This is a genomic window from Nocardioides luteus (genome assembly GCF_015752315.1).
GTDB lineage: Bacteria > Actinomycetota > Actinomycetes > Propionibacteriales > Nocardioidaceae > Nocardioides.
In genome coordinates this window covers 3,045,948-3,070,176 of record NZ_JADOVJ010000001.1, presented here as the reverse complement: position 1 = coordinate 3,070,176, position 24,229 = coordinate 3,045,948, and the positions used below count along the sequence as shown (strand labels likewise).

Annotated in this window: 25 protein-coding genes; 15 read left to right on the top strand and 10 right to left on the bottom strand. The window is 71.4% G+C overall.

Annotated elements, in window-relative coordinates:
- Position 1: 1 nt before the first annotated feature.
- Positions 2–538: a flavodoxin family protein gene (locus HD557_RS14790; protein WP_374221685.1), complete on the bottom strand. Its 537-nt coding sequence runs from the start codon at positions 536–538 to the stop codon at positions 2–4.
- A gap of 143 nt (positions 539–681) precedes the next feature.
- Here HD557_RS14790 and HD557_RS14785 point away from each other — a divergent pair, with 143 nt between their 5' ends.
- From HD557_RS14785 to HD557_RS14760, 6 genes are all read left to right on the top strand, one after another.
- Positions 682–1,434 (top strand): DUF4389 domain-containing protein, encoded by a 753-nt coding sequence (locus HD557_RS14785; RefSeq protein ID WP_196874423.1) that lies wholly within the window; start codon positions 682–684, stop codon positions 1,432–1,434.
- A 94-nt stretch (positions 1,435–1,528) separates the two neighbouring features.
- On the top strand, positions 1,529–2,197 hold the full coding sequence (locus HD557_RS14780; RefSeq protein WP_008361416.1) for a response regulator: 669 nt from the start codon (positions 1,529–1,531) through the stop codon (positions 2,195–2,197).
- Positions 2,198–2,240: 43 nt separating this feature from the next.
- Entirely contained in the window at positions 2,241–3,992 is a 1,752-nt protein-coding gene (locus HD557_RS14775; protein WP_196874422.1) for a sensor histidine kinase, read from the top strand.
- A 42-nt stretch (positions 3,993–4,034) separates the two neighbouring features.
- Positions 4,035–5,696 carry a SulP family inorganic anion transporter gene (locus HD557_RS14770; protein ID WP_196874421.1) on the top strand — a complete coding sequence of 554 codons (1,662 nt, stop codon included), beginning with the start codon at positions 4,035–4,037 and terminating at the stop codon, positions 5,694–5,696.
- A 115-nt stretch (positions 5,697–5,811) separates the two neighbouring features.
- Complete coding sequence (locus HD557_RS14765) at positions 5,812–6,762, top strand: universal stress protein (RefSeq protein ID WP_196874420.1); 951 nt, start codon at positions 5,812–5,814, stop codon at positions 6,760–6,762.
- A gap of 32 nt (positions 6,763–6,794) precedes the next feature.
- Positions 6,795–7,406, top strand: a complete 612-nt coding sequence (locus HD557_RS14760) for a hypothetical protein (protein ID WP_196874419.1) — start codon at positions 6,795–6,797, stop codon at positions 7,404–7,406.
- A gap of 12 nt (positions 7,407–7,418) precedes the next feature.
- Here HD557_RS14760 and HD557_RS14755 read toward each other — a convergent pair whose 3' ends face one another.
- Together HD557_RS14755 and HD557_RS14750 are read right to left on the bottom strand one after the other, a co-directional pair.
- The gene (locus HD557_RS14755) at positions 7,419–8,234 is read right to left on the bottom strand and encodes an SDR family NAD(P)-dependent oxidoreductase (RefSeq protein ID WP_196874418.1); all 816 of its coding nucleotides are present in this window, start codon (positions 8,232–8,234) and stop codon (positions 7,419–7,421) included.
- A 50-nt stretch (positions 8,235–8,284) separates the two neighbouring features.
- Complete coding sequence (locus HD557_RS14750) at positions 8,285–8,560, bottom strand: SHOCT domain-containing protein (protein ID WP_196874417.1); 276 nt, start codon at positions 8,558–8,560, stop codon at positions 8,285–8,287.
- Between the two features lie 149 nt (positions 8,561–8,709).
- On the opposite strand from HD557_RS14750, the gene HD557_RS14745 reads away from it, so the two are divergent.
- From HD557_RS14745 to HD557_RS14710, 8 genes are all read left to right on the top strand, one after another.
- On the top strand, positions 8,710–9,429 hold the full coding sequence (locus HD557_RS14745) for a hypothetical protein (RefSeq protein ID WP_196874416.1): 720 nt from the start codon (positions 8,710–8,712) through the stop codon (positions 9,427–9,429).
- 61 nt (positions 9,430–9,490) lie between these two features.
- A complete protein-coding gene (locus tag HD557_RS14740; protein ID WP_196874415.1) occupies positions 9,491–10,387 on the top strand; it encodes a universal stress protein in 897 nt (298 codons plus the stop codon).
- Positions 10,388–10,786: 399 nt separating this feature from the next.
- Positions 10,787–11,731 carry a universal stress protein gene (locus tag HD557_RS14735; protein ID WP_196874414.1) on the top strand — a complete coding sequence of 315 codons (945 nt, stop codon included), beginning with the start codon at positions 10,787–10,789 and terminating at the stop codon, positions 11,729–11,731.
- Positions 11,732–11,872: 141 nt separating this feature from the next.
- A complete protein-coding gene (locus HD557_RS14730; protein WP_196874413.1) occupies positions 11,873–12,460 on the top strand; it encodes a hypothetical protein in 588 nt (195 codons plus the stop codon).
- A gap of 10 nt (positions 12,461–12,470) precedes the next feature.
- A complete protein-coding gene (gene ppsA, locus HD557_RS14725; RefSeq protein WP_196874412.1) occupies positions 12,471–14,840 on the top strand; it encodes a phosphoenolpyruvate synthase in 2,370 nt (789 codons plus the stop codon).
- A gap of 74 nt (positions 14,841–14,914) precedes the next feature.
- A complete protein-coding gene (locus tag HD557_RS14720; RefSeq protein ID WP_196874411.1) occupies positions 14,915–15,889 on the top strand; it encodes a universal stress protein in 975 nt (324 codons plus the stop codon).
- 14 nt (positions 15,890–15,903) lie between these two features.
- Positions 15,904–16,320: a pyridoxamine 5'-phosphate oxidase family protein gene (locus HD557_RS14715; protein WP_196874410.1), complete on the top strand. Its 417-nt coding sequence runs from the start codon at positions 15,904–15,906 to the stop codon at positions 16,318–16,320.
- Positions 16,321–16,358: 38 nt separating this feature from the next.
- Entirely contained in the window at positions 16,359–17,252 is an 894-nt protein-coding gene (locus HD557_RS14710; protein ID WP_196874409.1) for a universal stress protein, read from the top strand.
- On the opposite strand, the gene HD557_RS14705 is transcribed toward HD557_RS14710, so the two are convergent.
- The 6 genes from HD557_RS14705 to HD557_RS14680 form a co-directional block, all read right to left on the bottom strand.
- Positions 17,204–18,406, bottom strand: coding sequence for an NAD(P)/FAD-dependent oxidoreductase (locus HD557_RS14705; protein ID WP_196874408.1), 1,203 nt, complete (start codon positions 18,404–18,406; stop codon positions 17,204–17,206). The two genes, HD557_RS14710 and HD557_RS14705, sit on opposite strands and share 49 nt — an antisense overlap.
- Positions 18,407–18,408: 2 nt before the next feature.
- Positions 18,409–18,603, bottom strand: a complete 195-nt coding sequence (locus tag HD557_RS28730) for a ferredoxin (RefSeq protein WP_008361402.1) — start codon at positions 18,601–18,603, stop codon at positions 18,409–18,411.
- On the bottom strand, positions 18,600–20,015 hold the full coding sequence (locus HD557_RS29175) for a fatty acid desaturase (RefSeq protein ID WP_196874407.1): 1,416 nt from the start codon (positions 20,013–20,015) through the stop codon (positions 18,600–18,602). Before HD557_RS29175 ends, HD557_RS28730 begins: the two co-directional genes overlap by 4 nt.
- An 86-nt stretch (positions 20,016–20,101) precedes the next feature.
- Entirely contained in the window at positions 20,102–21,331 is a 1,230-nt protein-coding gene (locus HD557_RS14690; protein ID WP_196874406.1) for a PucR family transcriptional regulator, read from the bottom strand.
- Between the two features lie 76 nt (positions 21,332–21,407).
- The gene (locus tag HD557_RS14685) at positions 21,408–21,923 is read right to left on the bottom strand and encodes a GNAT family N-acetyltransferase (protein ID WP_196874405.1); all 516 of its coding nucleotides are present in this window, start codon (positions 21,921–21,923) and stop codon (positions 21,408–21,410) included.
- A gap of 73 nt (positions 21,924–21,996) precedes the next feature.
- Positions 21,997–22,635, bottom strand: a complete 639-nt coding sequence (locus HD557_RS14680; protein ID WP_196874404.1) for a TetR/AcrR family transcriptional regulator — start codon at positions 22,633–22,635, stop codon at positions 21,997–21,999.
- A gap of 81 nt (positions 22,636–22,716) precedes the next feature.
- On the opposite strand from HD557_RS14680, the gene HD557_RS14675 reads away from it, so the two are divergent.
- Positions 22,717–23,676 (top strand): zinc-binding dehydrogenase, encoded by a 960-nt coding sequence (locus tag HD557_RS14675; protein ID WP_231380296.1) that lies wholly within the window; start codon positions 22,717–22,719, stop codon positions 23,674–23,676.
- Positions 23,677–23,791: 115 nt separating this feature from the next.
- Here HD557_RS14675 and HD557_RS14670 read toward each other — a convergent pair whose 3' ends face one another.
- Positions 23,792–24,229, bottom strand: a complete 438-nt coding sequence (locus HD557_RS14670; RefSeq protein ID WP_196874402.1) for a DoxX family protein — start codon at positions 24,227–24,229, stop codon at positions 23,792–23,794.

Genomic DNA, 24,229 nt, shown 5'->3' with positions numbered 1-24,229 from the left:
CTCAGACCACCACCCGTCGCATCAGCTGGCGGCCGAGATCGGCGGCCCAGTCGCCGGCGCGGGCCTCCTCGTCGGGGCCGAGGGGACCTTCCAGGCCGCCGACGTAGAAGCTCACCGACGGGGCGACGTCGTAGCCGCGGCGCCGCAGCAGGTGGGCCGCGTGCTTGGCGGCAGAGCCGGGCAGATGGCGCATCGCCCGGGACCGGGTGTCGAAGGCGGCGATGCGCACCGACCCCGGGTCCTCGAGGTCGTCCAGCTCCTCGAGCCACTCGCGTACGCCGCGGGCCTCGACCTCCGCCGGAGCACCCCGCAGCACGGCGTCGGCTCGCGTGCTGGGCCTGCTCATGCCGAGCGCATGGGTCGGGGCCCCGATCACCACCAGGTCGTTCGTGCGGAGCACGTCGGCGCCGGCGAGCGCCACCGGGATCACCTTGACCTCCATCCCGGTGCGCCGAAGAGCGTTGGCGACCGAGGTCGCGATGGTGGCGGTGTTGCCGAACATCGACTCGTAGACGACGGCTGCTCGCATCTGGTTCACGTCCTTTCTGCGCGCCACGCCCCCTGCGTGGTGCCGATGGCACCACCCTCGGCCGAACGGAGGAGACCGGGCAGTGGCGCACGTCCCGGACCCGAGGACCTAGGTCCGATGCGGCCGGCCGACGGGGCGCAGAGGCTGAAGCCATGAACTCAACCGAATCCCCGGTGGTGCTCGAGGGGCAACTCGACACCCGGGTCAGTCGAGCCCTGTGGCTGGTCAAGTGGCTGCTGCTGATCCCGCACTACATCATCCTGCTGTTCCTCTGGGTCGCCTTCACGGTGCTCAGCGTGGTCGCCTGGTTCGCGATCCTGTTCACCGGCCGCTACCCGCGGGCGATCTTCGACTTCAACCTCGGTGTGCTGCGCTGGACCTGGCGGGTGGACTTCTACGGCTACGCCGCGCTCGGCACCGACGCCTACCCGCCGTTCACCCTCGACGACGTGGCCGACTACCCGGCCCGCCTCCACATCGCCTATCCCGAGCGGCTCTCACGCGGTCTGGTCCTGGTGAAGTCCTGGCTGCTGGCGATCCCGCACCTGCTGGTCCTCGGTTTCTTCGTGGGCGGTGGGCTGTACGTCACGCAGGCCAGCAACGACCCCGACACCTGGACCTGGGGGAGCGGGATCGTCGGGCTCCTGGTCCTCTTCGCCGGCGTCGCGATGCTGTTCGGACGTGGCTACCCGCGAGGGATCTTCGACCTGGTGCTCGGGATGGACAGATGGGCCGCACGAGTGGCGGCGTACGTCTTCCTGATGACCGACACCTACCCTCCCTTCCGGCTCGATCAGGGTGGGAGCGACCCGACCCGGCCCGTGGCTCCGGAGCCGTCGGCTCCGGCGGGAGCGGCGGCGACGCCGCCGGTTCCGGCAGACCCGGTGGGAACCGGACAGCCGTGATCGGGGTGTCACGCGTGCGTCGAGGGACTTTGGTCCTCGGCGCACGGGTAAGACGTGCATTGGCGGGCGTCGTTCATGGTCGTAGGTTGATCAGGTGACCGAATCCGCAGCGCCTGAGGGCGCCACCGAGCCCATCCGGGTCTTCCTGCTCGATGACCACGAGGTGATCCGCCGCGGGATCAAGGACCTCCTCGAGGACGAGGACGACATCGTCGTCGTCGGCGAGTCCGGCCTCGCCGAGGAGGCGCGCCGGCGGATCCCCGCCCTGCGGCCTCATGTCGCGATCCTCGACGGCCGGCTCCCCGACGGGTCCGGCATCGACGTGTGCCGCGACGTACGCTCCGTGGACCCGAGCATCGCCGCCCTGATCCTGACGTCCTTCGACGACGACGACGCGCTGTTCTCCGCGATCATGGCGGGCGCCGCCGGCTACCTCCTCAAGCAGATCCGCAGCGCCGACCTCGTCGAGACCGTGCGCCAGGTCGCGGCGGGCAAGTCGATGCTGGACCCGGCGGTCACCGCGCAGGTGCTGGAGCGTATCCGCAGCGGGCCCAAGACCAACTCGGTCTTCGAGAACCTCACCAACCATGAGCGCCGGATCCTGGAGCTCATCGGCGAGGGCCTGACCAACCGGCAGATCGGCAAGGAGATGCATCTGGCGGAGAAGACGGTGAAGAACTACGTCTCCTCCCTCCTCGCCAAGCTGGGCCTGGAGAGCAGGACCCAGGCTGCGATTCTGGTGACCAAGACGCTGCAGGGTTGATAGATTCGGGGGATGTACCACTCCTGCGACGGAGGGGGTCGACGTGGGACGTACGCCACCCCGACAGCGCCGTTCACCAGATGACACGGCGGAAACAACACTGCGCAGCACACCTCTCGACGAGCTGCTGACCGAGGTCCTCGACCGGGTCACCGACGCGCGAGACGAGCAGGTGCGCTGGCGGCTGCTGCTCGATGCCATCGTCACGATGGGTGCGGGTCTCTCGATCGACGACCTGCTGGACCGGATCGTCGAGGTCGCCCAGGCGCTGGCCGGGGCGAAGTACGCGGCGCTCGGCGTCCTGGCGAGCGGGGGCGAGCGGCGGTTACGCCTGTTCATCACCCGAGGTCTCACCGCCGAGCAGCAGCTTCGGATCGGAGACCTGCCCACCGGCCACGGCCTGCTCGGGCTGCTGATCGACCACCCCGAGCCGGTCCGCCTGCAGGACATCAACGAGCACCCGGTCTCCTACGGGTTCCCCGAGCATCATCCGCCGATGCGCTCCTTCCTCGGTGTGCCTGTGCGCATCGGCGAGAAGGTGTTCGGCAACCTCTATCTCACCGAGAAGGGCGACGGTCAGGACTTCACCGAACAGGACGAGCGCATCGTGGTCGCGCTGGCCGCGGCCGCCGGCGTCGCGATCGAGAACGCGCTGCTGGCCGAGGAGGCCGCCCGTCGCGGACGCTGGCTCGACGCACGTGCCGAGATCACCAGCGCGCTGATGGGCGACATCGACCGCACCTCGGCTCTCCAGCTCGTGGTCGACCGGGCCCGCGAGGTCTCCGGCGCCGACGTCGCCTGGATCGTCACCGGTCCGGCGGCCGACCGGCTACGGGTGGAGGTGGTCTCCGGTGCCGACGTCGACATCGATGTCCTGAAGCACGCCCCGCTGCGCGGGTCGGTCGCGGGCCAGGCGATCAGGGACGGCGTACCGATGATCGTGGAGGACATCGCGGGGGCGGCCGAGGGAGGAAGCGCGGCAGCGGTCATCGATCTGAGCGACATCGGGCCGGGTGTCCTGGTTCCGCTGGGGCGCACCGACCCGTCGGAGGAGATGAACGCGGTGGGTGCGCTGGCGCTGGCATGGCGGCGAGCCAACGCCGAGCAGGCCCAGGACGTCGACCTAGCAGTCGCCGACGCCTTCGCCGGGCAGGTCGCGCTTGCCATCCGGCTGGCGCAGAACCGAGAAGAACGCCAGCGCCTGGCCGTCTACGACGATCGCGACCGGATCGGCCGCGACCTGCACGACATCGTGATCCAGCGACTCTTCGTCATCGGTCTGCGTCTGCAGGGCGGCCTCAACCTGGCCGACAACCCCAAGCTTCGCGGCCGCCTGGACCAGGCTGTCGAGGACATCGACGACACGATTCGCGACCTTCGCCGGGCGGTCTTCGAGCTCGGCGCCCCCGACCACAGCGGCGACATCCAGTCGCAGGTCACCGAGCTGGTCAACCGCGCGGCGGCGTCGCTCAAGTTCCGCCCCAAGCTCGCCTTCGACGGTCCGATCCGCCTGCGGACGCCTCCTGAGGTGGCCAAGGACGTGGTCGCGGTCCTCGGCGAGGCGCTCTCGAACACGGCTCGCCACGCGCGCGCCAGCGAGGTGCAGGTGTCCTTGACCGCCGGCGACGAGCTCGTGCTCCGGGTGAGCGACGACGGGGTCGGGATCCCCGACGACGCGGTGGAGAGCGGAATGGCCAACATGCGTCACCGTGCCGAGGCCCACGGCGGTCGGTGCACCGTCGAGACGGCGAAGCCCAAGGGGACCGTGGTGGAGTGGTCGGTGCCGCTGAGCTGACCGGTCGTACCCCTCCTCGGCGTCTCGTGCCAAGGTGCTGCCATGGACGTACGCCAGGTGATGCCGTCGTGGAGCCGCGGCTACCAGCGGAGCTGGCTGTGGCCCGATCTCCTCGCCGGCGTGACGATCACCGCCTACCTGGTGCCGCAGGTGATGGCGTACGCCGAGCTGGCCGGTCTGCCGCCGGAGACCGGGCTGTGGGCCTGCGTCGGGGCGATGCTGGTCTACGGGCTGCTGGGTACGTCCCGGCTGCTCTCGGTCGGCCCGGAGTCGACCACGGCGCTGATGACCGCGGCCGCGATCGGGGCCACCCCCGGCGCGGCACGCGATCCGGCCGGGTTCGCGGCGACGCTGGCGCTGGTGGTGGCGGCGATCTGCTTCGCGGGCTGGCTCGCCCGCGTCTCGGTGCTGGCCGAGCTCTTCTCCCGGCCGGTGCTGGTCGGCTACATGGCCGGCATCGCGGCGCTGATGGTCGTCTCCCAGCTCGACAACCTCACCGGCGTCCGGATCGAGGGCGACGATGTGCTGACCGAGCTCGCCAGCTTCGTACGCAACCTCGACCAGGTGCACCTCCCGACCCTGCTGCTCGGTGTCGGCGCCGCCGCCGCGATGATCCTCGGCTCCGTGCTCGCTCCACGGGCGCCGGTCGCGCTGCTCGGCATGCTCGCCGCCACCGGACTGGTCGCGCTGCTCGGCGAGGGGCACGGGCTCCGTCTCGTCGGCGAGATCTCGATCCGGCCGCCGGCGCCCGGGTTGCCGGACCTGGAGCTGGGCAGCATCGTCGCGATGCTCGCCCCGGCGCTCGGGGTCGCCTTCGTCGGCTACACCGACAACATCCTCACCGGTCGCGCCTTCGCCGGCCGCGACGAGCGCGTCGACGCGCGCCGGGAGCTGCTGGCGCTGGGTGGGGCCAACGTGGGCTCCGCGCTCCTGCACGGGTTCCCGGTGAGCAGCAGCGGCAGCCGGACCGCCATCGGTCATGCCGTCGGCGGGCGCACGCAGCTGACCTCCTACGTCACCGCAGCCACGACCGTGGCGGCGGTGCTGTTCCTGGCGCCGGTCCTGGAGGCCTTCCCCGAGGCCGCGCTCGGCGCGGTCGTCGTCTATGCGGCCACCAAGCTGGTCGAGGTCGGCGAGCTGCGCCGGTTCGCCCGGTTCCGGCGCAGCGAGCTCGTCCTGGCGCTGGTCGCGACGGTGGCGGTGCTCGCCGCCGGGGTGATGTGGGGCGTGCTGATCGCGGTCGGGCTCTCCGTGCTCGACCTGCTGCGCCGGGTCGCGCACCCGCACGACGCGGTCCTGGGGCTCGTCCCCGGTCTGGCCGGCATGCACGACGTCGACGACTACCCCGACGCCGAGGAGGTGCCGGGCCTGCTCGTCTACCGCTACGACTCGCCCCTCTTCTTCGCCAACGCGGAGGACTTCCGCACCCGCGCGCTCGCCGCGGTCGACGCAGCCGAGTGGCCGGTGGAGTGGTTCCTGCTCAACGTCGAGGCCAACGTCGAGGTGGACATCACCGCGGTCGACGCGCTCGAGTCGCTGCGCCGGGCGCTGGCCGAACGGGGTGTCGTCCTCGCGATCGCCCGGATCAAGCAGGACCTGCGCGAGTCGCTGGCACCCTCCGGGATCCTGGACAGGATCGGCGAGGAGCGTCTCTTCCCCACCCTTCCGACAGCCGTGGAGGCGTACCGCCGTCGCGAGCGGTGACCTGACGGACCAAGGTCCTCGGGGCGGGGCCCCGACGTCCCTGCCCTCCCGCGTTCCGGCGGATGAGAGTGGACCCTGGGAGCGGCCGGACGTGCCGCGCCCAGGAGGAGACGACATGTCCGAGAACAACCGGATCCTGGTCGGGATCGACGGGGGAGAGGGCGGACGGGCGGCGATCGCCTACGCCGCGGCCGAGGCCGGTCTCGACGACGCCGACCTCTGGCTCATGCACGTGACCCTGAGCGAGCCCGCCGACGTGGTCCATCCCTACCCGTGGCTCTCGCAGGACAGCCGAAACTCCGGGATGCAGGTGCTGCGGAAGGCAGCGGACGAGGCCGGCGCCTACGTGGGGGCCGATCATGTCAGCGGGACCCTCCTGGAGGGGAGGACCGTCCCCGGACTCGTCCACGCCGCCGCGAAGGCACGCCTGGTGGTGCTCGGCGACGACCGCGGACACCGCCTGGAACACATCGTGACGGGCTCGATCACCCACCGGGTCGCGGGCCACGCGCCGGTCCCGGTCGTCGTGGTTCCGAGCGACTGGTCGGGGGAGGAACCCGCTCGCCGGGTCGTGGTCGCGGTCAAGGACTGCGAGAGCTCGGCCGGACTGATCGCTCAGGGCCTCAGGCACGCGGCCGACCGCGACGCGGAGCTGGTCGTGATCCACGCCTGGCAGCTGGACACGGTCTATGACGACATGACGCTGTCGCACCTGGACGTGACCGGCTGGGAGAAGGCAGCCCGGCGCGCCCTCGACGAGGGACTCGGCCGAGCCCGCCGGCGCGTGCCGCGCGCGTCCGGGGTGGACGTACGCATCGACATCCGCCACGGCCAGCCTGCTCGGGTGATCGTCGACGAGGCAGCGAACGCCGATCTCCTGGTCATCGGCCGCCGTCGCCACTCCTTCCCGCTGGGTCGCCTGGGCAGCACGGGTCGTGCGCTGCTCCGCGAGAGCCGCTGCCCGGTCGAGATCCACCCTCCCGTTCCTGACCTCATCACCGTCGAGGACCTCGTCCTCGAGCACGAGGGCCGGATCGAGAAGGCCGAGGAGACGCACGCATTCTGAGATCCGGGGACCGGAGGACGACGGAGGCGGCGATGGCGACCTTGCTCGTCCGTTGGACGACCGCGGTCACGATGGCGGAGAGCGTGGGCTTCCTCGTTCCCGTCGCCGTCGGCACCACGATGGTGGACCGGCCCTGGTACGTCGGCCTGCCGGCGTTGCTCGGCGCCGGCGCGGTCGAGGGCGCCGTCCTCGGCTGGGCGCAGTCGGTCGTGCTCCGGGGCGTGCTGCCCGGCGTGCGCGGGCACCGCTGGGTGATGCTCACCTCGGGCGCAGCCGTGGTGGCGTACCTGCTCGGCACGGCCAGTGCACTCACCGCGACCACGTCGGGCTGGATGCAGGTGGTCCTACCGATCCTCTGCGGGCTGCTCCTCGTGCTCTCGATCGGCGCTGCGCAGTGGCTCGAGCTGCGCCACCACGTGCCGCACGCCGCCAGCTGGGCTCCGGTGACCGCGGTCGCATGGCTCCTGGCGCTCGGCGCGTTCCTCGCCATCGCCACCCCGCTGTGGCACGAGGGGCAGCGGCTCTGGGTCACCGTCCTGATCGGGGTCGGTGCCGGACTCGTGATGGCGTTCGTCCAGGCAGCGCTGACCGGATGGTGGCTGGTCCGGCTGCTGTCCCGGCCCGTGGAGGCGGCTCGACGGTGAGCCATCGGCCCGTCAGGACAGGAGTACGCCGCCGTCCACCACGATCTGCGTGCCGGTCATGTAGGAGGACAGGTCGGAGGCGAGGAAGAGCGCGGCGCGTCCGATGTCGTCCGGCTCTCCGAAGCGGCCCATCGGGATCCGGGCGGTGAACCGCTCGATCAGCTCCGCCATGTCGACGCCTGTGGGCAGCTGCGCGCCCTCCTGCGCATGCCTGACGCCGGGGGTGGTGATACCGCCGGGAGCGATCGCGTTCACCCAGATGCCGTGGGGGGCGAGCTCGAGAGCGACGTTCTTCGTGAAGCCCCACTCGCCGTGCTTCGAGGCGTCGTAGTGGGCGAGTCCGGCGGAGGACGGGTGCAGGGCGTCGATGGAGGTGACGTTGATGATCCGGCCGCCCTGCCCGCGCTCGATCATCCGCTCGGCCACCAGCTTCGTGCACAGGAACACGCCGTTCAGGTTGATGTCGAGCACCCGCCGGAAGTCGTCGGGCGTCATGTTCATGACCAGGATGTTGGGATAGATCCCGGCGTTGTTGATGAGGATGTCGATCGCATCGTAGGCCTCGATCACGGTGTCGACCATCTGCCGGACGCTCGTCTCATCGGAGACGTCGACGGCCACGGGCATGGCCTCGAAGCCGTCGGCGACCAGCTGTTTCGCAGCCGACGCGGCGGCGTCCTCCTCGATGTCCGCCACCGCCACCCGTGCGCCCGCCTCGGCGAGCCGGTAGGCGATCCCGAGGCCGATCCCCATCGCACCACCGGTGACGATGGCGGCCTTGCCCGTCAGGGCGATCAGGTCGTCGATCGGTCGCAGCTCCTGCTTCATCGTGCACTCCCTCTGTGGGTATCGATCAGCTCTCTGCGTGGTCAGCGTGGTCAGCGCGGTCCGGTGATCTCGCGTGTCCTCAGCACCGTCATCCGCCGCTCGTAGTCGTCCTCATCGATCTCGCCGCGAGCCAGCCGCATGGCGAGGACGTCCTCCGGGGTGATCGGGCCTCCGCCGATCGGCCGGTCCTCGCGGAGCAGCCTGCGCCCGAGCACGACCGCGGTCGTGATGACCAGTCCCCAGAACAGGACCATGCTGATGGTCATCAGGGCGTAGCCCCAGCCGTTCATCCCCGAGCCGTACCAGTACATCATCGTGACCTCCACGGAGCATGGCTGTGTGTACGCCTCGACAGTGCGCCCGAGCCGTCCGGTGCGGCGAGTGGCCAACGGCTGGGGGAGTCGGGGCCTTGGTCCCACGCCGAGGGGATCGTCGCCCCTTCGCGCGGATCGCGCCGCTGTGGAGAGTGGCTCTCATGAGACGTTGGATCTGGTGCGTGGTGGCCGGCATGGTCGGCGTTTGTGGTCTGGTCGCGCTCATGTCGTGGTCGGTGGCGGCGACGGTCGCCTGGTGGCTGGCGGGTTGGCTGGTCGCGGTGGCGCTGTGGGTGTGTCAGTGGCCCGAGAAGCATCCGATCCAGTGGCGTGTGGTGCTCCTGAGGAGCCTGCCGTGGCCGACGGTCCCGCTGGCCGCCGGGGGACTCGTCCTGGCGCTCGGATTCGTGACCGGCCTGCTGGTCACGGCGACGGGGCTGGCTGCGGCCTGGGAGGCGGGATGGCTCGACCGACGTATCCGGGAGAACCAGCCGGGGAGGACCACACGTCCGTTCGGGCGGCGCGCCCGGGCCGGTAGCAGCGTCTCGTCGACAGCAGTGATCGGCCCGTGGATCGTGGACCCGGCCGAGGCCGTCCTGGAGGTCACCGACGAGGTGACCGACTCGGACCTGTGCATGGCCTGGCGCTCGAGCTACGTCGCCCTCGACCGGGCTGCCGACCCGGGCGAGAAGCTGCGGGCCGTGCAGATCAGAGAGGTGCTCCTCGACGAGCTCGGGCGCCGCGACGCACCGGGGCTGGAGGCGTGGTTCCGCTCGGGTGCCCGCGCGGCAGGCTGGCCGGATCGCTACCTCAGGGGCGTACCGCCCCGACAGCGTCGAGGCGCGCACTTGAGCCACTGGAGCGACGACCCGATCTCTTGATGGAGGGGATATGACCGCAACCTCGAGTCCTGGCTCGCCAACCGTGGCGGGCCAAGACCCCATGGACCGACCGACCCGTCCGATACCGCCGCTCGAACCCAGGGTCGTGGTCGGCGTGGACGGCTCCGAGCCCAACCGGGCCGCGGTGGCCTATGCCATCGCCGAAGCGGCCGCCGCAGGCCGGCCGCTCGTACCGGTCGGTGCCGTTCAGCATCTGGTGCGACACGAGGAGGACGCCCTGGACGGGCGTCACTGGTCCGTGCTGGGCGAGATCGAGCGGCAGGTGGAGGCCGAGCACCCCGGCATGAGGACCGTGTCGCTCATCGAGTTCGACCACCCCGTGCCGGCGTTGCTCGGGTACGCCGACGTGGAGGATCTGCTCGTCGTCGGCAAACGCGGCCTCGGGGGTGGTCGCCGGCTGCTGGTCGGGTCGACGGCGATGAGGGTCGCCGGACGCTCGCTCGGGACGGTGGTGGTCGTACCACCGGGGTGGCGTCCCGCGGAGCACGTGGAGGAGCCGGTCGTCGTGGGTGTCGACCCGGACAGCCACTACGAGCCGGTGCTGCGCGCGGCTTTCGAACGGGCCCGGCGCGACCGGGTCGAGCTGGTGGTGCTGCACGCGGTCAACCTTCGTCCGGTGCTCATCTGGGACCCGACCGTCAACGCACCATTGGTGCGCGACGGTCAGGAGCACAGCAGCATGGACCTGGAATCCGTGATCAAGCCGTTGCGTGAGGAGTATCCAGCGGTTCGGGTCACGATCGAACGCGACCGGGGCCGTGCCGCCGGCATCATCCTGGCGAGGTCCATCGGCGCGCAGCTGATCGTGCTCGGAAGGCGCCACGACGGGCGAGGCACCTGGGGTCTCGGACCGGTCGCGCGCGAAGTGATCCACCAGGCCGAGGTGCCGGTCGCCGTGGTGCCCTGTCCCGCCGCGCCCACCGGCCGCGACCGTTGAGGGCGTGGTCATGGACCTTGATCCCGACATCTCCGGACCATGGCCTCTCCGGGGGAACGGCCGGTGAAGGTTGGCTGGAGAGGTCCGAGAGCATGATCCGGAGGAGGTCGGACTCGACCGCCGGGCTGCGAAGAGCCTCCGGGAGCCCGCCACATGGGGGTGGGCGGGAGCCGGGGAAGACGCCTGGTGGGGGAGGATCACGCATCAGCCCCCACCAGGCAGTTCGTTGATCGAGCGGATGGCACCTGCTCGGGTCGGATCGGCTTCCGGGTCTCCGAGCTCGGCCGGCGTGGACCAAGGTCCCGGAGATCAGCACCGATGCCCCTGTCCTCGGCCCCGCCGTCCCCGTGAGAGTCGGAGCGGGCCGGGCCAGGGGTGTCCGTGCCGAAGGAGGAGGACATGTCCGAGACAGCACGGATCCTGGTCGGTATCGACGGTGGGGAGGGTGGTCGGGCGGCGCTCAGATACGCGGCGGCCGACGCCGAACGCAGCGGAGACGAGCTGTGGCTGGTCCACGTAGCGCCGCCTCCGACCGTCCCCGGCGTCGTCTACCCGTACATCGCGCCGACGCCCGTCGGCCACGACCGTGAGCTCGGGGCAGGGCTGCTGGAGAGGGCGGTGAAGGAGGCGATGACGCTGGCGCCGGCCGACCGCGTCACCTCGACGCTCGTGCGGGGTGACGCCGCCGACGGGCTCGTGCAGATGGCGGCCGCGACGCGGCTCGTCGTGCTGGGCGGCCACCACCACTCCGCCCTGGAGCGGATCTTCACGGGCTCCGTGGTCAACCGGGTCGCCGGGTACGCCCCGGTGGCGGTCGCCGTCGTCCCGGAGCCGTGGCCCGCGGGCGCCGGCGCCGACCGTGTCGTCGTCGCGGTCAAGGACTGCGACGACGCCGCCGGGCTGGTCGCCCGTGCGATGAGCGAAGCGGCCGATCGCGGCGCCGAGCTGGTCATCCTGCACGTCTGGCAGGTGCCCACCCCGTACGACGGCCTGTCGCTCTCGCAGCGCGACCTGGCCGAGTGGGATGCCGCGCTGCGGCACGAGCTCGAGGACACGCTCGAACGGGCCCGACGTCATCGGTCTGCGCCTGCGGCGCTGGTCGAGGTACGCATCGAGGTGCGCCAGGGGCAGCCGGCGCAGGTGATCGCCGCCGCGGCGGCCGAGTCCGACCTGCTGGTCATCGGCCGCCGCCGGCACGCTTTCCCCGCGGGTCGCCTCGGGAGCACCGGCCGGGCGCTGCTGCGAGTGAGCCGCTGTCCTGTCGAGGTGCTGCCTCCGGTGCTCGACATCGTGGAGGCGGACGAGCTGTCGGGGTCACAGCCGGCGGAGGTGACCGGCTCGTGAGGCCTGACGGTCGACCGTCCTGACGCTGCGGGGACGAAGGGCCCGCTTCGCGCGGACCCCGTTCCCTCGCCGCGACGGCATCGTCGGCGGTTGGCTGGAGGTGTCCGGCCAAGACGGGCCGGCGAGACCGTTGGAGGAATCATGACCTCAATCTCCACACCCGGCTCCACGACGACGCTGCCCGGGCACTTCCCGATGCCCGCCGCGCGGCTGCTCGCGGCGCTGCGGATCGCCTTCGGGCTCACGTTCCTGTGGGCCTTCTTCGACAAGCTGCTCGCGCTGGGCTTCCACACCGGTGCGATCACCAACGAGGCCGGGACCCGCACGGGCATCGACTTCTTCGCCAAGGATGCGGCCTGGGTCAACGGCGGCAGCCCCACCGACGGCTTCCTGTCCAACGTGCCCGAGAACAACTGGCTGCAGGGCATGTGGAACGACATGGCCGGTCAGTGGTGGGTCGACGGGCTGTTCATGCTCGGCCTGCTCGGCGTCGGGCTCACCCTCACGTTCGGCATCGGGATGCGGGTCGGCGCCATCGCCGGCGCGGCGATGTACGTGCTGATGTGGTTCGCGAGCTTCCCGCTCGACAACAACCCGATCATCGACGACCACCTGCTCGGTGCGCTCACCGTGGGCGTCCTGGCCATGACGTACGCCGGTGACACCTGGGGCTTCGGCAAGCAGTGGGCACGGATGCCGGTCGTCATGCACCACCCGTGGCTGCGGTGACGGCAGGGTCATGAGCTACCTACGCACCTTCGGCGAGATCGGCATCGACGACGTGCCCCTGGTCGGCGGCAAGAACGCCTCTCTCGGTGAGATGTATCGCCGCCTCCACGACCGCGACATCCGCGTGCCCGACGGGTTCGCCGTCACGGCCGACGGCTATCGCCGCTTCCTGAGTGCCGCGGGCATCGACTCGGCCCTCGCGACCGTCTTCGCCGACCTCGACGTCGACGACCGCGAGAACCTCGCCGAGCACGCCGCCCGGGCACGCAGGCTGCTGCTCTCCGCGGAGCTGCCTGCCGACCTGGTCGACGAGATCCGGACGGGTTACCAGGCCCTTCGCGAGGAGTACGGCAGCGACGTCGCGCTCGCGGTCAGGTCCTCGGCCACGGCCGAGGACCTGCCGGACGCGAGCTTCGCCGGGCAGCACGAGACGTTCCTCGACGTCCAGGGCGAGGAGGCACTGCTCGACGCCGTACGCCGCTGCTTCGCCTCGATCTTCACCGACCGGGCCGTCGACTACCGCGCCCGGCACGGCTACGACCAGCTGTCGGTGGCGCTGTCGGTCGGGGTGATGAAGATGGTGCGCTCCGACCTCGCCTGCTCCGGGGTCTCCTTCACGCTCGACACCGAGTCGGGATTCCGCGACGTCGTCTTCGTGACCGGCTCCTACGGCCTCGGCGAGAACGTCGTCCAGGGGCTGGTCGAGCCCGACGAGTTCTACGTGCACAAACCGACGTACGCAGCCGGCCACCGTGCCGTGCTGAGCCGCCGCCTGGGGAGCAAGGCGGTGCGGATGGTGCTGGGGGAGACGGCGCTGGAGGAGCCGGTGCGGAACGAGCCCACGCCGCCCGAGGACCGCGGCCGCTTCTGCCTCACCGACGAGGAGGTGCTCGAGCTGGCCGGCGCGGCGATGACCATCGAGCGCCACTACGACAAGCCGATGGACATCGAGTGGGCAAAGGACGGCACCGACGGCCTGCTGTACGTCGTCCAGGCACGCCCCGAGACGGTCGCTGCCCGGCGACGGCCGACCGCGACGACCCGGTACGTGGTCGAGGCCCACGGAGACCTGATCACCACCGGCCGCGCCGTCGGTGCGAGGGTCGCGGCGGGCCGTGCCCGGATCGTCCGCGGGATCGGGGACGACGACGGCTTCGCCTCCGGCGACGTGCTGGTCGCGCCCAGCACCAGCCCGGACTGGGAACCGCTGATGAAGATCGCCTCCGCGGTCGTCACCGAGCACGGCGGCCGCACCTGCCACGCCGCCATCGTCGCCCGCGAGCTGGGCATCCCGGCCGTGGTCGGCACCGGTGACGCGACCAGCACGATCACCGAGGGCGAGGAGATCACCGTCTCCTGCGCCGAGGGCGACGAGGGCCACGTCTATCGCGGCCTGGCCGACTTCCACGCGAACGACGTCGCGACCGCGCTGACGGCGCGCCCGCGGACGCACGTCATGCTCAACCTCGGCAACCCCGGGATCGCGTTCGAGTCGTCCTTCCTGCCCAACGACGGGGTCGGCCTGGCTCGGATGGAGTTCATCCTCGCCGAGCACGTGCGCGTGCACCCGCTCGCCGCGCTCCACCCCGAGCGCATCACCGATGCCGGGGAGCGCGCCGAGGTCGAGCGTCTCGTCGGCGGGGACGGTGCGGCGTACGTCGTCGAGAGGCTGGCCGAGGGCATCGGCACCATCGCCGCCGCCTTCCATCCCAAGCCCGTCGTCGTGCGGCTCTCCGACTTCAAGACCAACGAGTACGCCACCCTCCTCGGCGGCGCGGCCTTCGAGCCGGGCGAGGCGAACCCGATGCTCGGCTTTCGCGGCGCCGCCCGCTACGCGCACCCCGCCTACACGGAGGGATTCGCCCTCGAGTGCGCCGCGCTGCGCCGGGTCCGGGAGCAGATGGGTCTGGACAACGTCGTCGTGATGGTGCCGTTCGTGCGCCGCCTCGACGAGGCCGATCGCGTGCTGGCGCGGATGGCCGAGCTCGGCCTGCGGCGCGGCGAGCACGGGCTGAAGGTCTACGCCATGTGCGAGATCCCCTCGAACGTCATCCTGGTCGACGAGTTCGCCGAGCGGTTCGACGGCTTCTCCATCGGCAGCAACGACCTGACCCAGCTCACCCTCGGCGTCGACCGCGACAGCGAGCTGGTCGCCTTCGACTACGACGAGCGCGACCCGGCGGTGCAGCGGATGATCGGCCTCGCCGTCGAGGGCTGCCGGCGCAATGGCATCCACTCCGGCATCTGCGGCCAGGCGCCCTCCGACCATCCGGAGGTCGTCCGTGTCCTGGTCGGACTCGGGATCGACTCCATCAGTGTCACCCCGGACTCGGTGGTCGCCGTGACGCAGACGGTGCTCGCGGCCGAGGAGGAGTCGTGATGAGCGACCAAAGGCCCTTGGCCGGGGCCGACGGTCCCTGTCGTGGGAGGGCCCCGCAGAGCGACGCTGGAGCCATGGCTGAAGTAATCAAGGGAACCAGGAACCTCGTCCTGGCAGGAGTCGACGGCACCGAGGCCGGCATCGCTGCCGCCCGCTACGGCGCCGCAGAGGCGGTCCGGTCCGGCTCCGCGTTGCACCTGGTCTACGTGGTCGACCCGTACGCGCCGCCGCTGCCGACCTGGCCGCCGGCGCACACCGACCCCGACTCGAGGATGGGCAAGCTCGGCCGCGCGATCCTCGCCGAGGCGGAGGAAGCGGTGGCGAACAGCGGCGCGGTCGTGAGCACGTACCTGCTGCTGGGGAAGCCGTCGGCGGTGCTGGCCCAGGAGGCAGCCAGAGCCCGCCTCCTCGTGCTCGGTGACCAGCCACGAGCCCGGTTCGACCGGATCATCACCTCCTCGATCATCGGCCCGGTCGCGGCCCACTCGCCGGTGCCCATGGTCGTCGTCCCGGCGGCCTGGCCGCGGGAGGGCTCGCCCCACGAGATCGTCGTGGGGGTCCACGACCCGGCCGCGTCCATCGCCCTCGTACGCCGTGGGCTGGAGGTGGCGGCGGCGCGCGGCGCGAGGCTGCGCCTCCTGCACGCGTGGCACACCTTCGGGGCGTACCAGGACTATCTGACCGTCGGCAGCGAGGAGCAGGCCTGGACGGAGCGGGCCGAGCGGGAGCTCAGCGTGGCCCTCGAGACGGCTCGTGCCGAGTGCGGCCCGGAGGCCGCAGCGGTCGACGCCCGCATCGAGGTGGTGCACGCCCAGACGGCGTACGCGCTGGTGGAGGCGTCGCGCCGGGCCGAGCTGCTGATCCTGGGCCGCGCCCGTCAGTTCCTCGGCTTCGGACACCTAGGCGGCACCGCCCGGGCGGTGCTCCGCGAGAGCAGCTGCCCCGTCGAGATCGACCCGCACGTGGCCCCGGCGTTCGAGGGGGACGCCGGGGCGACGGTCGGCCCCACCACAGCGAACAACCGGTCGGCCGGAGCCGGACGCCGGTGACGAAGGAGACGACGATGTACCTCGCAGCACGATGGTTCCCCGGTCACCTGACCGAGATGGACCGCACCGAGTGCCTGGAGCTGCTGGACCGCTACGAGGTCGGCCGCGTCGCCTTCGGCGACCCGGACGGGCCGCTGGTCCTGCCGGTCAACCACGTCATGGTGGGTGACCGGATCGTCTTCCGCACCGCCCCGCGCACCGCGATCTCCAACCATGTCGGCATCGGGCCGGTGTCGTACCAGATCGACGAGTTCGACACCTACACCTCCTCGGGCTGGAGCGTGCTGGCTCGTGGGACCGCGGAGTTCGTCGACGGCGTCTGGCTCAAGGCCCACGACCTCGAGCCGGAGCCCTGGGCCAACGGCCGAAGGACCTTGTTCGTGTGCATCACGCCGACCGAGATCACCGGCCGGCGCGTCGTGCCGACCTGAGCAGTACGTGGCAGACGAGAAGAGGCGAAGGAGTCGAGATGACGTACGCAGCGATCCCCGAGGGTGCCGTCCTGGTCGGCGTCGAGAACTGGCCGGATGCGACCGAGAGCGTGTCGTGGGCGGCGGAGCAGGCGTTCCGGGACGGGCGCGACATGTGCCTGTTCCACGTGGTCTCCGCCTCGACCCTGGACACCCCGCCCGGATTCCGGGCAGGTGCGCCCTCGGAGCCCGAGCAGGACTACGGGGCGACCGTGCTGGCCAGCGCCCGCCGCTATGCCGACCGCCGCCTCGACGAGCTCTCCAGGGCTCCCGGGTTCGCCGGCCACCGGCGCCCGGACGTGAGCGTGGAGCTGGAGGCCGGATCCGTGGCACGCGTGCTGGACGCCGCCTCCGCCCACGCGTCGTTGCTGGTGCTCGGGTCGCGGGGCCGAGGCCCGATCCGCAGCCGGATCCTCGGCTCGGTCAGCCGGTCGACCGTCAAGGACGCGCGCTGCCCGGTGGTCGTGCTGCGCCCCGGCGGCGGAGGAGTGGGCCGGGGTGTCCTCGTCGGCATCGACGGGACGGGTGACTCGATCCCGGCCCTCGAGTTCGCCTTCGACCAGGCCGCCCAGCGCAACCTGCCGGTCACGGTGCTGTACTGCTACCGCGCCGGCGGCCCGGACAGCACCGACGACGACCGGGCCCTGGTCGCCGAGTGCGTCGCCGGGCTCCGGGAACGCTACCCGGACCTGAACCCACGCCTCCGGATCCACTCCGGAAGCCTCGCCCACGTCCTCGCCGAGCAGTCCCGGACCATGCACATGGTCGTGACCGGCGGTCCCGGTGGGGTGTCCGGCCACCTCCTGGACCATGCGCACAGCGTGGTCGCGGTGGTGCCGTCCGCCTACTCCCGCGACTCGCGCGCCGACACGCCCCCGGCCACCGCCGTCTGAGCGCGTCGGTCCGGAGCCTGTGCGGCGAGGGCGCGGCGCATCCGGGCGACGGGGCCGGGGCTGTCGATGCCAACCGCCCCCACCTCGTCTCCGCCGCGCCGGTAGACGATGAACCCGGGCTCGCGCTCCTCCTCGTCGGCCGCCGTCGTCTCCCCGACGACCTGGATCCGGCGACCGTGCCAGGTCGACCAGGCGAACGGGACGGAGGCGAAGACCTCGTCCGCCCCGGCGGCGTTCGCGCCGGCGACCCGGCCCTGCTCGCCGGCGGCGGTCCAGTGCTCGCCGCGCTCGCCGTCGATGCACGCCACGTCGCCCGCGGCCCAGACCCCGGGAGCGCTGGTGGCCAGCGTGCGGTCGCAGAGGACCCCGCCGGTGCGTACGTCCAGGGCGACGTTGCTGCCGGCGAGCCATGCCGTCGCCGGGCGGGCGCCGATGCCCAGGACGACGGCGTCGGCCGTCAGGGTCTCACCGGTGCTCAGCTCGACCGCGTCGACGCCACGGTCGGAGGTGCGTACGCCGGACACGGTGGTCCGGGTGAGCAGCCGGACGCCGGCCTCGGCGTGCAGCTCCATCAGCCGCCCGGCCGCGTGCGGACCGACCGCGCGCTCGAGGGGGCGGCTGCCCGCCTCGAGGATGGTGATCTCGATGCCACGGGCGCGGGCCGCCGAGGCGATCTCGGAGCCGATGAACCCGGCCCCGACGATCATCATCCGTCGTGAGCGGGCCAGGGAGTCGCGTACGTCGAGCGCGTCGTCGTAGCGACGGAGCACGTGGACACCGGGGAGGCCGGTCAGCCCGGGCAGCGTCGTCGCCGTGCTGCCGGTGGCGATGACGAGCGCGTCGTAGTCGAGCTCCCCGGCGCTGGTGGCGACCGTGCGACGCTCGGTGTCGAGACCGTGGACCCGCACCCCGGCGAGATGCCGGACCCGCAGCTCCTGGATCACCTCGCTCGACCGCAGCACCGGCACGGCCGGCTGCTCCTCGCCGGAGAGCGCCGCCTTGGACAGCGGTGGCCGGTCGTAGGGCGGGTGCCGCTCGTCGCCGACGATCGTGATCGGTCCGGTCCAGCCGGCTTGCCGTGCGCCCTCGACCGCACGGAGCCCGGCCAGGCCGGCGCCGACGACCAGGAGGTGACGGTCGTGGTCGGAGGACATGCTCATCCCTTCAGGCGGAGGGCGGAGACCGGGCAGGAGTCGACGGCGGCCTTGACGTAGGCGCGGTCCGGGTCGGGCACCTCGTCGCTGAGCACCTCGACGAGGCCGTCGTCGCCGATCTGGAAGTAGGTGTCGGCCTGGGCCTCGCACATGCCGATGCCCTCGCACACCGTCTTGTCCGCTTCGATGGCACTCACAGCATTGACTCCTTCAGCGGGATGAAGTCGACCTTCTCGCGTACGCCGCAGTCCGGGCAGCACCAGTCGTCGGGGATGTCTCGCCAGGCGGTGCCGGCCGCGAAGCCCTCCAGCTCGTTGCCGACCGCGACCTCGTAGACGTAGCCGCAGCCGGGGCACCGGCCGGCGGCGACCTCGTCGTCGAAGGTCTGCCGGGTGACGTCGTCGATCGCCCCGAGCTCCTCGTGAGCAGGATCGGCGGGAGGCGGGAACTTCGCGAGCAGCGTGTCGAGCCGGCCGGGGCGTACGTTGGCCAGCCGGACGTCGCCGTCGAAGTGCGCGACCACGCGCTTGTCCATCACCCGGCGCCACAGCGGCGGGATCAGGGCCAGGACGATCATCCCGGCGTAGCCGGTCGGCAGGGCCGGGGACTCCCGGTAGTCACGCAGGGTCTGGTAGCGCCGGGTCGGGTTGGCGTGGTGGTCGCTGTGCCGCTGCAGGTGGTAGAGGAGCACGTTGGTGGCGATGTTGTTGGAGTTCCACGAGTGCATCGGCAGCACCCGCTCGTAGCGCCCGGAGGTGGTCTTCTGCCGCAGCATCCCGTAGTGCTCCAGGTAGTTGACGATCTCCAGCAGGGAGAAGCCGATGACGGCCTGGAGGATCAGGTAGGGCAGGATCCCGACGCCCAGCCAGAGCGTCATGGCGGTCCACAGCGCCACGCTCATCAGCCAGGCGTTGAGGACGTCGTTGCCGAGGTGGAACGGGTGGGTGCCCTTGCGCCGGTAGCGCTTGGCCTCCAGGCCCCAGGCGCTCTTGAGCGACCCCGACACGGTCCGGAACCAGAAGCCGTAGAGGTTCTCACCCATCCGGGAGGAGGCCGGGTCCTCGGGCGTCGCGACCCGTACGTGGTGGCCACGGTTGTGCTCGATGTAGAAGTGTCCGTAGAAGCTCTGCGCGAGCGCGATCTTGGACAGCCAGCGCTCGTGGCTCTCCTTCTTGTGGCCGAGCTCGTGGGCGGTGTTGATGCCGATGCCGCCGATGAAGCCGATGGTGAGGGCCAGGCCGATCTTGTGCGCCAACGGCCAGTCCTGGGTCGCGATCAGGTACATCGCGAAGGCGAACCCGGCGTACTGGATCGGGAGGAACGCGAAGGTGATGTAGCGGTAGTACCGGTCCTCCTCGAGCTCCTCGATGATGTCGTCGGGCGGGTTGGAGCGGTCCAGGCCCGCCGCGAAGTCGATGGCCGGGACGATGAGGAGGACGACGATCGGCCCCGTCCACAGGAACGCGCCCCACCCGGTCAGGACGTAGCCACCCACGGCGATGAAGGCGAACGACGGGACCACGAGGCCGAGGAGCCACAGATAGCGCTTCCTGTCGCGCCACCTCTCGGTGGAGCCCCGGTCGACAGTGCCGCTGGCGTCGAGTGTCATCTGCTTCCTCCTGTGATGCCGGTTACGTCCCTTGTCAGAATGGACGTAGTGGCCGCAGGAGTCTTTGGTCGATCAGGCCGAATCGATCACGAATTCCTGTGCATTTTCACAGTCGTGCTCACGAGGAAGGTGTCGTGATAGTCGAGCGCCAGCAGCAGGTCGCCGGCCCGTTCGCGCAACGGGCGCCCGAGGAGCCGCTCGGCCTGGGCCACGCGGTAGCGGATGGTGTTCTTGTGGACGCCGAGCCGCTCGGCGATCCGGTCCGCCGTCTCCGCGGAGGTGAGCACCTCGCGTACGGTCTCGCGGAGCCGGCTCTGGGACGGGTCGGCCAGCCCGCGCAGCGTCGTCCGGGTGAACCGCTCGGCGGCGTCGGGGTCGTGCGAGACGAGGACCAGGGCGGCCACGTCGTCGTAGGCCGTCACCGGCTCGTGGCGCCCTGGCGCCAGTGCGACCCGCTGGGCCGCCTGGGCGTCCAGATGAGCTGCGACGAAACCGTCGAGGCCGCTTCCACCGACGCCGATCGTCACGCGGACGGCGGCGGGGTCGATGCCGGCGTCGATGCCGGAGTCGGTCACGGCGTCCGGCAGCTCGCCCAGCGCCAGCCAGGCCCAGACGTCCCTGCCGCCGGGACGGACCAGGACCGACCGGACGTGCCCCGCCCGGCGGGTCACGGCGGTGAGGGCCGGCTCGAGCTGCTCGATGGAGTCGGCGGTGAGCGCGTGCGCGACCAGGGCGACGTGGCCGGGGATGTTGACCGGATGGCCGGCGAGCGCGGCGGACAGCTCGGCGGGGGAGACGCTCCGGGTGTCCAACGCCTCCGAGACGATCTCGAAGCGACGGGCGTCCCCACGCTGCCGGATCCGGTTCGTCTCGGCCTGGTGGATCAGCACGGACTGCTCGACCGAGGAGCCGAACCAGGCGTTGGCCTTCGTCCAGAACCAGACCAGCAAGGCCTCGTGGTCGAGGTCGTCGGGTGCCTGCTGGACGACCTGCACCGCGAAGTCCCAGCTCGCCTCCTGCGCTCGCTGATAGACCTTGAGCAGCAGCGGGAGGCCGATATGGCGGCGGGCGGCCTCGAGGGCCACGGCCTGCGCCGACGGGACCAGCTCGAACGGAGCCTCCGGCAGGGTGATGCGGTCGAGGAAGGCGTACCAGTGCTGCTCGACGGCCTGCAGGATCAGCGGTCTGAGATCGGCGACGTCGACCTCGCCGTCGGCGAGGATCGCGTCAGCGGTCGACGCGGCCCAGCGGGCCACCTCCTCGGGCCGCCGCTGGTCCTCGGCGAATGCCGCCAACCAGGCACTGATCTCGGTCATCGCCCACCCCCTTCGCCGCCTCGGTTCCGGGCAGTTTACAAAGGCCGATCCCGGGGCCGTGGCTGGGAGAGGACGCTCAGATGTCTCTGCGGAGAACCGCGCCGGGCCACGGCTCGGCCTGCCCGGTGTCGACGGTGAACCGTCGCTCGAGCGTGAACCCGAACCGCTCGTAGACGCCGATCAGCGCCTCGTCGTCACCGGCGTAGCAGTCGAGCCTCATCTGCTCCACACCCCGCTGCCGGGCGATCTCGACGGCGTCGTCGACCAGCACCCGGCCGATCCCGGAGCCGCTGCGCTCCCGGTCGGTGACGAGGAGCTGCAGGTAGAGCTCGGGGACCGGTGCGGGCTCGACGTACGGCAGCGGCTCGTCGGCCACGACGCAGAGCCCGACGACCTCCCCGTCATCCTCGGCGATCCGGGCGATGCGCTCGGAGAGCATCTGCCGGATCTGCACCACCCGGGCCTCGACCGCGGAGAACGGCTCCTCACCCCACTGCCCGGTGCGACCCTGCGAGGCGAGCCAGGCGACGGCGGCGTCGAGGAGGCTCATGGCGGCGGGGAGGTCGCTGACGGACCCGTCTCTGAGGTGCATGGACGGAACCTGTCACGACCGGGTTCGGCTGTCGAACGCTTTCAGGCGTGTCGCGGGCACGAGGAACTCGTGGTCATCCGCCGACGCGGCGTGAAGCCAGATAGGAAGGAACCACGGCGCCGTTCGGCAGCGGGTCGTTCGCCTCGGAGGACCGGAACGCATCGATGGCCAGAGCGGCGAAGCGGCTCGCCGCCGGGACGCTACGGGCGGCGGGGCTGGCAGCGAGGCCGCGGCCGGCGAGGAGCACGAGGACGAGGTCGTCGATGACGAAGTCGCGCCGAAGCCTGCCGTCGGCCTTGGCGCGCCGGGAGAGATCGGCGAGCTTGGCGAGCGCCGCGGTGCGATGCTCGGTGAACGAGTCGAGCGGCTTCTCCGCCATGAACGCGTCGACGAACCCCTGGTTCCCGACGTTGAGCACGCTGATCCGCTCGATGACCGAGGTGAAGCCACGCCATGGGTCGGGATCGGCGCAGCCGTCGTCCACGATCCTTTCGCATGCGTGCAGCTCGTCGGCGAAGACGGCGTCGAGGAGCGCCTGCCGAGAAGGGAAGCGGCGGTAGAGCGTCGCCGGGCCGACTCCGGCGCGCCGGGCGACGTCGCGCATGGTCACCTCCAGCCCGCGCTCGGCGTAGAGCGACCTGGCCGCCGCGAGGATCCTGTCGCGGTTGTCCCGGGCGTCGGAGCGGAGCTTGTGAGGCAACGTCTCGGACATGTCTCTCACTTTCTGGAAGTGGACGCGGGCGTCCGTTAGCTTCGCCAGCGTACGCCTCACACGAGCCAGACGGAGATGACGATGAGAGCAGTGCGGGTCGAGCGGTTCGGGGATCCGGGCGGAATGGTGGTGACCGAGGTCGACGTGCCGACGCCGGGGCCCGACCAGGTGGTGATCGCCACCGATGCGATCGGCGTCGGCGGGGTCGATGCCGTCATCCGGCGGGGCACCATCCAGGGCATGGGGTTCGAGCCGGGGCTGATCCCCGGCAGCGAGGTCGCCGGCACGGTGACGGCGGTCGGCGCCGGCGTGGACGCATCGTGGGTGGGGCGCCGGGTCTGGGCGTTCACGCTGCTCGGCGGCTACGCCGAGCATGCCCTCGCCCGGGCCGAGCACGTCAGCCCCCTACCCGTGAACATCACCCCGGTCGACGCGGTGACGATCGGCAGCTCCGGGCCGGTGGCCCACTTCGCGCTCGCCCACGCCCACTTCGCGCCGGGAGAGTCCGTGCTCGTACGCGGCGCGGCCGGGAGCATCGGCATCGCCGCTGTCGAGATCGCCGCGGCTCGCGGTGCGAGCGCTGTCGCGGTGACCACCTCCTCGCCCGAACGGGGCGAGCGGCTGCGTGGACTCGGTGCGACCCACGTGCTCGACCGCTCCGGCCGCGGCGGCCAGGACGCCCCCGCCGCCTATGACGTGATCGTCGACATCGTGGGAGGTCCGGCGACGCCTGACTTCGTGGATCGGCTCGCGCCCAACGGCCGGTTCGTGGTCGTCGGCGCGGTCGCGGGGATGCCGCCCACGGACGTCTCCGCTCGACTGATCGGCGCCTTCCAGCAGTCCCGCAGCTTCGCCACGTTCAGTCTCGACACCATCCCGGTCCCGGCCCGCGACGTCGTCCGCACCGAGCAGTTCGCCGCGCTCGGCCGAGGCGACCTGCATGCGGTCGTCCATGACGTACTGCCCCTCGAGAAGGCCGCCGAGGCGCACCGGCAGATGGACGACGGCACGGTGTTCGGGCGGATCGTGCTGGTTCCCTGACCCGGAGAGCCGAGCGCGTTCCGGGTCGACGCAACGGTCACGGAACCGCCGTGCCTCCGCGGCGCGACGAGCGCGCGCATGACGGAGGCACGGCGGGATGGTCAGCAGGTGATCCTCAGGCCTCGGCCCGGACCCGCCCGCCGATGGCGTGGTCGATGCTGGCGCGGCCCGGACCGGCCACGGCGAGGGCGATCGCGATGGCCGAGACGACCGCGACCAGCTCCCAGCCGCCCTGGTCGACGAACACGCCGGAGCTGCGGTGGGCGAACCAGAAGGCGCCGATCATGTCGATCACGACGAGGGCGGCGGCGACCGGCGTGAGGAGACCCAGCAGGAGCAGCGCACCGCCGGCCAGCTCGACGAGGGCGGCGAAGGTCGCGGCCGCCTGGGCGGCCGGGACGCCCATCGCCTCGAAGGACTGCGCGGTCCCGTCGAGCGTGTAGGTGGCGAACTTCTGCCAGCCGTGGGCGATGAGGACGGTTCCGACGAGGAGCCGGGCTGCGAGCAGACCGAGGTCGGTGGCGGGAGCAGGGAGCGACTGTCCGAGTTTCAT

Excerpts from the sequence above, each read along its gene's own strand:
- HD557_RS14680 (WP_196874404.1), bottom strand. The coding sequence starts at position 22,635 with ATGTCCGAGACGTTGCCTCACAAGCTCCGCTCCGACGCCCGGGACAAC.
- HD557_RS14740 (WP_196874415.1), top strand. The coding sequence starts at position 9,491 with ATGGACCGACCGACCCGTCCGATACCGCCGCTCGAACCCAGGGTCGTG.
- HD557_RS14705 (WP_196874408.1), bottom strand. The coding sequence starts at position 18,406 with ATGTCCTCCGACCACGACCGTCACCTCCTGGTCGTCGGCGCCGGCCTG.
- HD557_RS14715 (WP_196874410.1), top strand. The coding sequence starts at position 15,904 with ATGTACCTCGCAGCACGATGGTTCCCCGGTCACCTGACCGAGATGGAC.
- HD557_RS14785 (WP_196874423.1), top strand. The coding sequence starts at position 682 with ATGAACTCAACCGAATCCCCGGTGGTGCTCGAGGGGCAACTCGACACC.
- HD557_RS14765 (WP_196874420.1), top strand. The coding sequence starts at position 5,812 with ATGTCCGAGAACAACCGGATCCTGGTCGGGATCGACGGGGGAGAGGGC.
- HD557_RS14690 (WP_196874406.1), bottom strand. The coding sequence starts at position 21,331 with ATGACCGAGATCAGTGCCTGGTTGGCGGCATTCGCCGAGGACCAGCGG.
- HD557_RS14735 (WP_196874414.1), top strand. The coding sequence starts at position 10,787 with ATGTCCGAGACAGCACGGATCCTGGTCGGTATCGACGGTGGGGAGGGT.
- HD557_RS14685 (WP_196874405.1), bottom strand. The coding sequence starts at position 21,923 with ATGCACCTCAGAGACGGGTCCGTCAGCGACCTCCCCGCCGCCATGAGC.
- HD557_RS14770 (WP_196874421.1), top strand. The coding sequence starts at position 4,035 with ATGGACGTACGCCAGGTGATGCCGTCGTGGAGCCGCGGCTACCAGCGG.
- HD557_RS14760 (WP_196874419.1), top strand. The coding sequence starts at position 6,795 with ATGGCGACCTTGCTCGTCCGTTGGACGACCGCGGTCACGATGGCGGAG.
- HD557_RS29175 (WP_196874407.1), bottom strand. The coding sequence starts at position 20,015 with ATGACACTCGACGCCAGCGGCACTGTCGACCGGGGCTCCACCGAGAGG.
- HD557_RS14730 (WP_196874413.1), top strand. The coding sequence starts at position 11,873 with ATGACCTCAATCTCCACACCCGGCTCCACGACGACGCTGCCCGGGCAC.
- HD557_RS14710 (WP_196874409.1), top strand. The coding sequence starts at position 16,359 with ATGACGTACGCAGCGATCCCCGAGGGTGCCGTCCTGGTCGGCGTCGAG.
- HD557_RS14755 (WP_196874418.1), bottom strand. The coding sequence starts at position 8,234 with ATGAAGCAGGAGCTGCGACCGATCGACGACCTGATCGCCCTGACGGGC.
- HD557_RS14745 (WP_196874416.1), top strand. The coding sequence starts at position 8,710 with ATGAGACGTTGGATCTGGTGCGTGGTGGCCGGCATGGTCGGCGTTTGT.
- HD557_RS14670 (WP_196874402.1), bottom strand. The coding sequence starts at position 24,229 with ATGAAACTCGGACAGTCGCTCCCTGCTCCCGCCACCGACCTCGGTCTG.
- HD557_RS14720 (WP_196874411.1), top strand. The coding sequence starts at position 14,915 with ATGGCTGAAGTAATCAAGGGAACCAGGAACCTCGTCCTGGCAGGAGTC.
- HD557_RS14675 (WP_231380296.1), top strand. The coding sequence starts at position 22,717 with ATGAGAGCAGTGCGGGTCGAGCGGTTCGGGGATCCGGGCGGAATGGTG.
- ppsA (WP_196874412.1), top strand. The coding sequence starts at position 12,471 with ATGAGCTACCTACGCACCTTCGGCGAGATCGGCATCGACGACGTGCCC.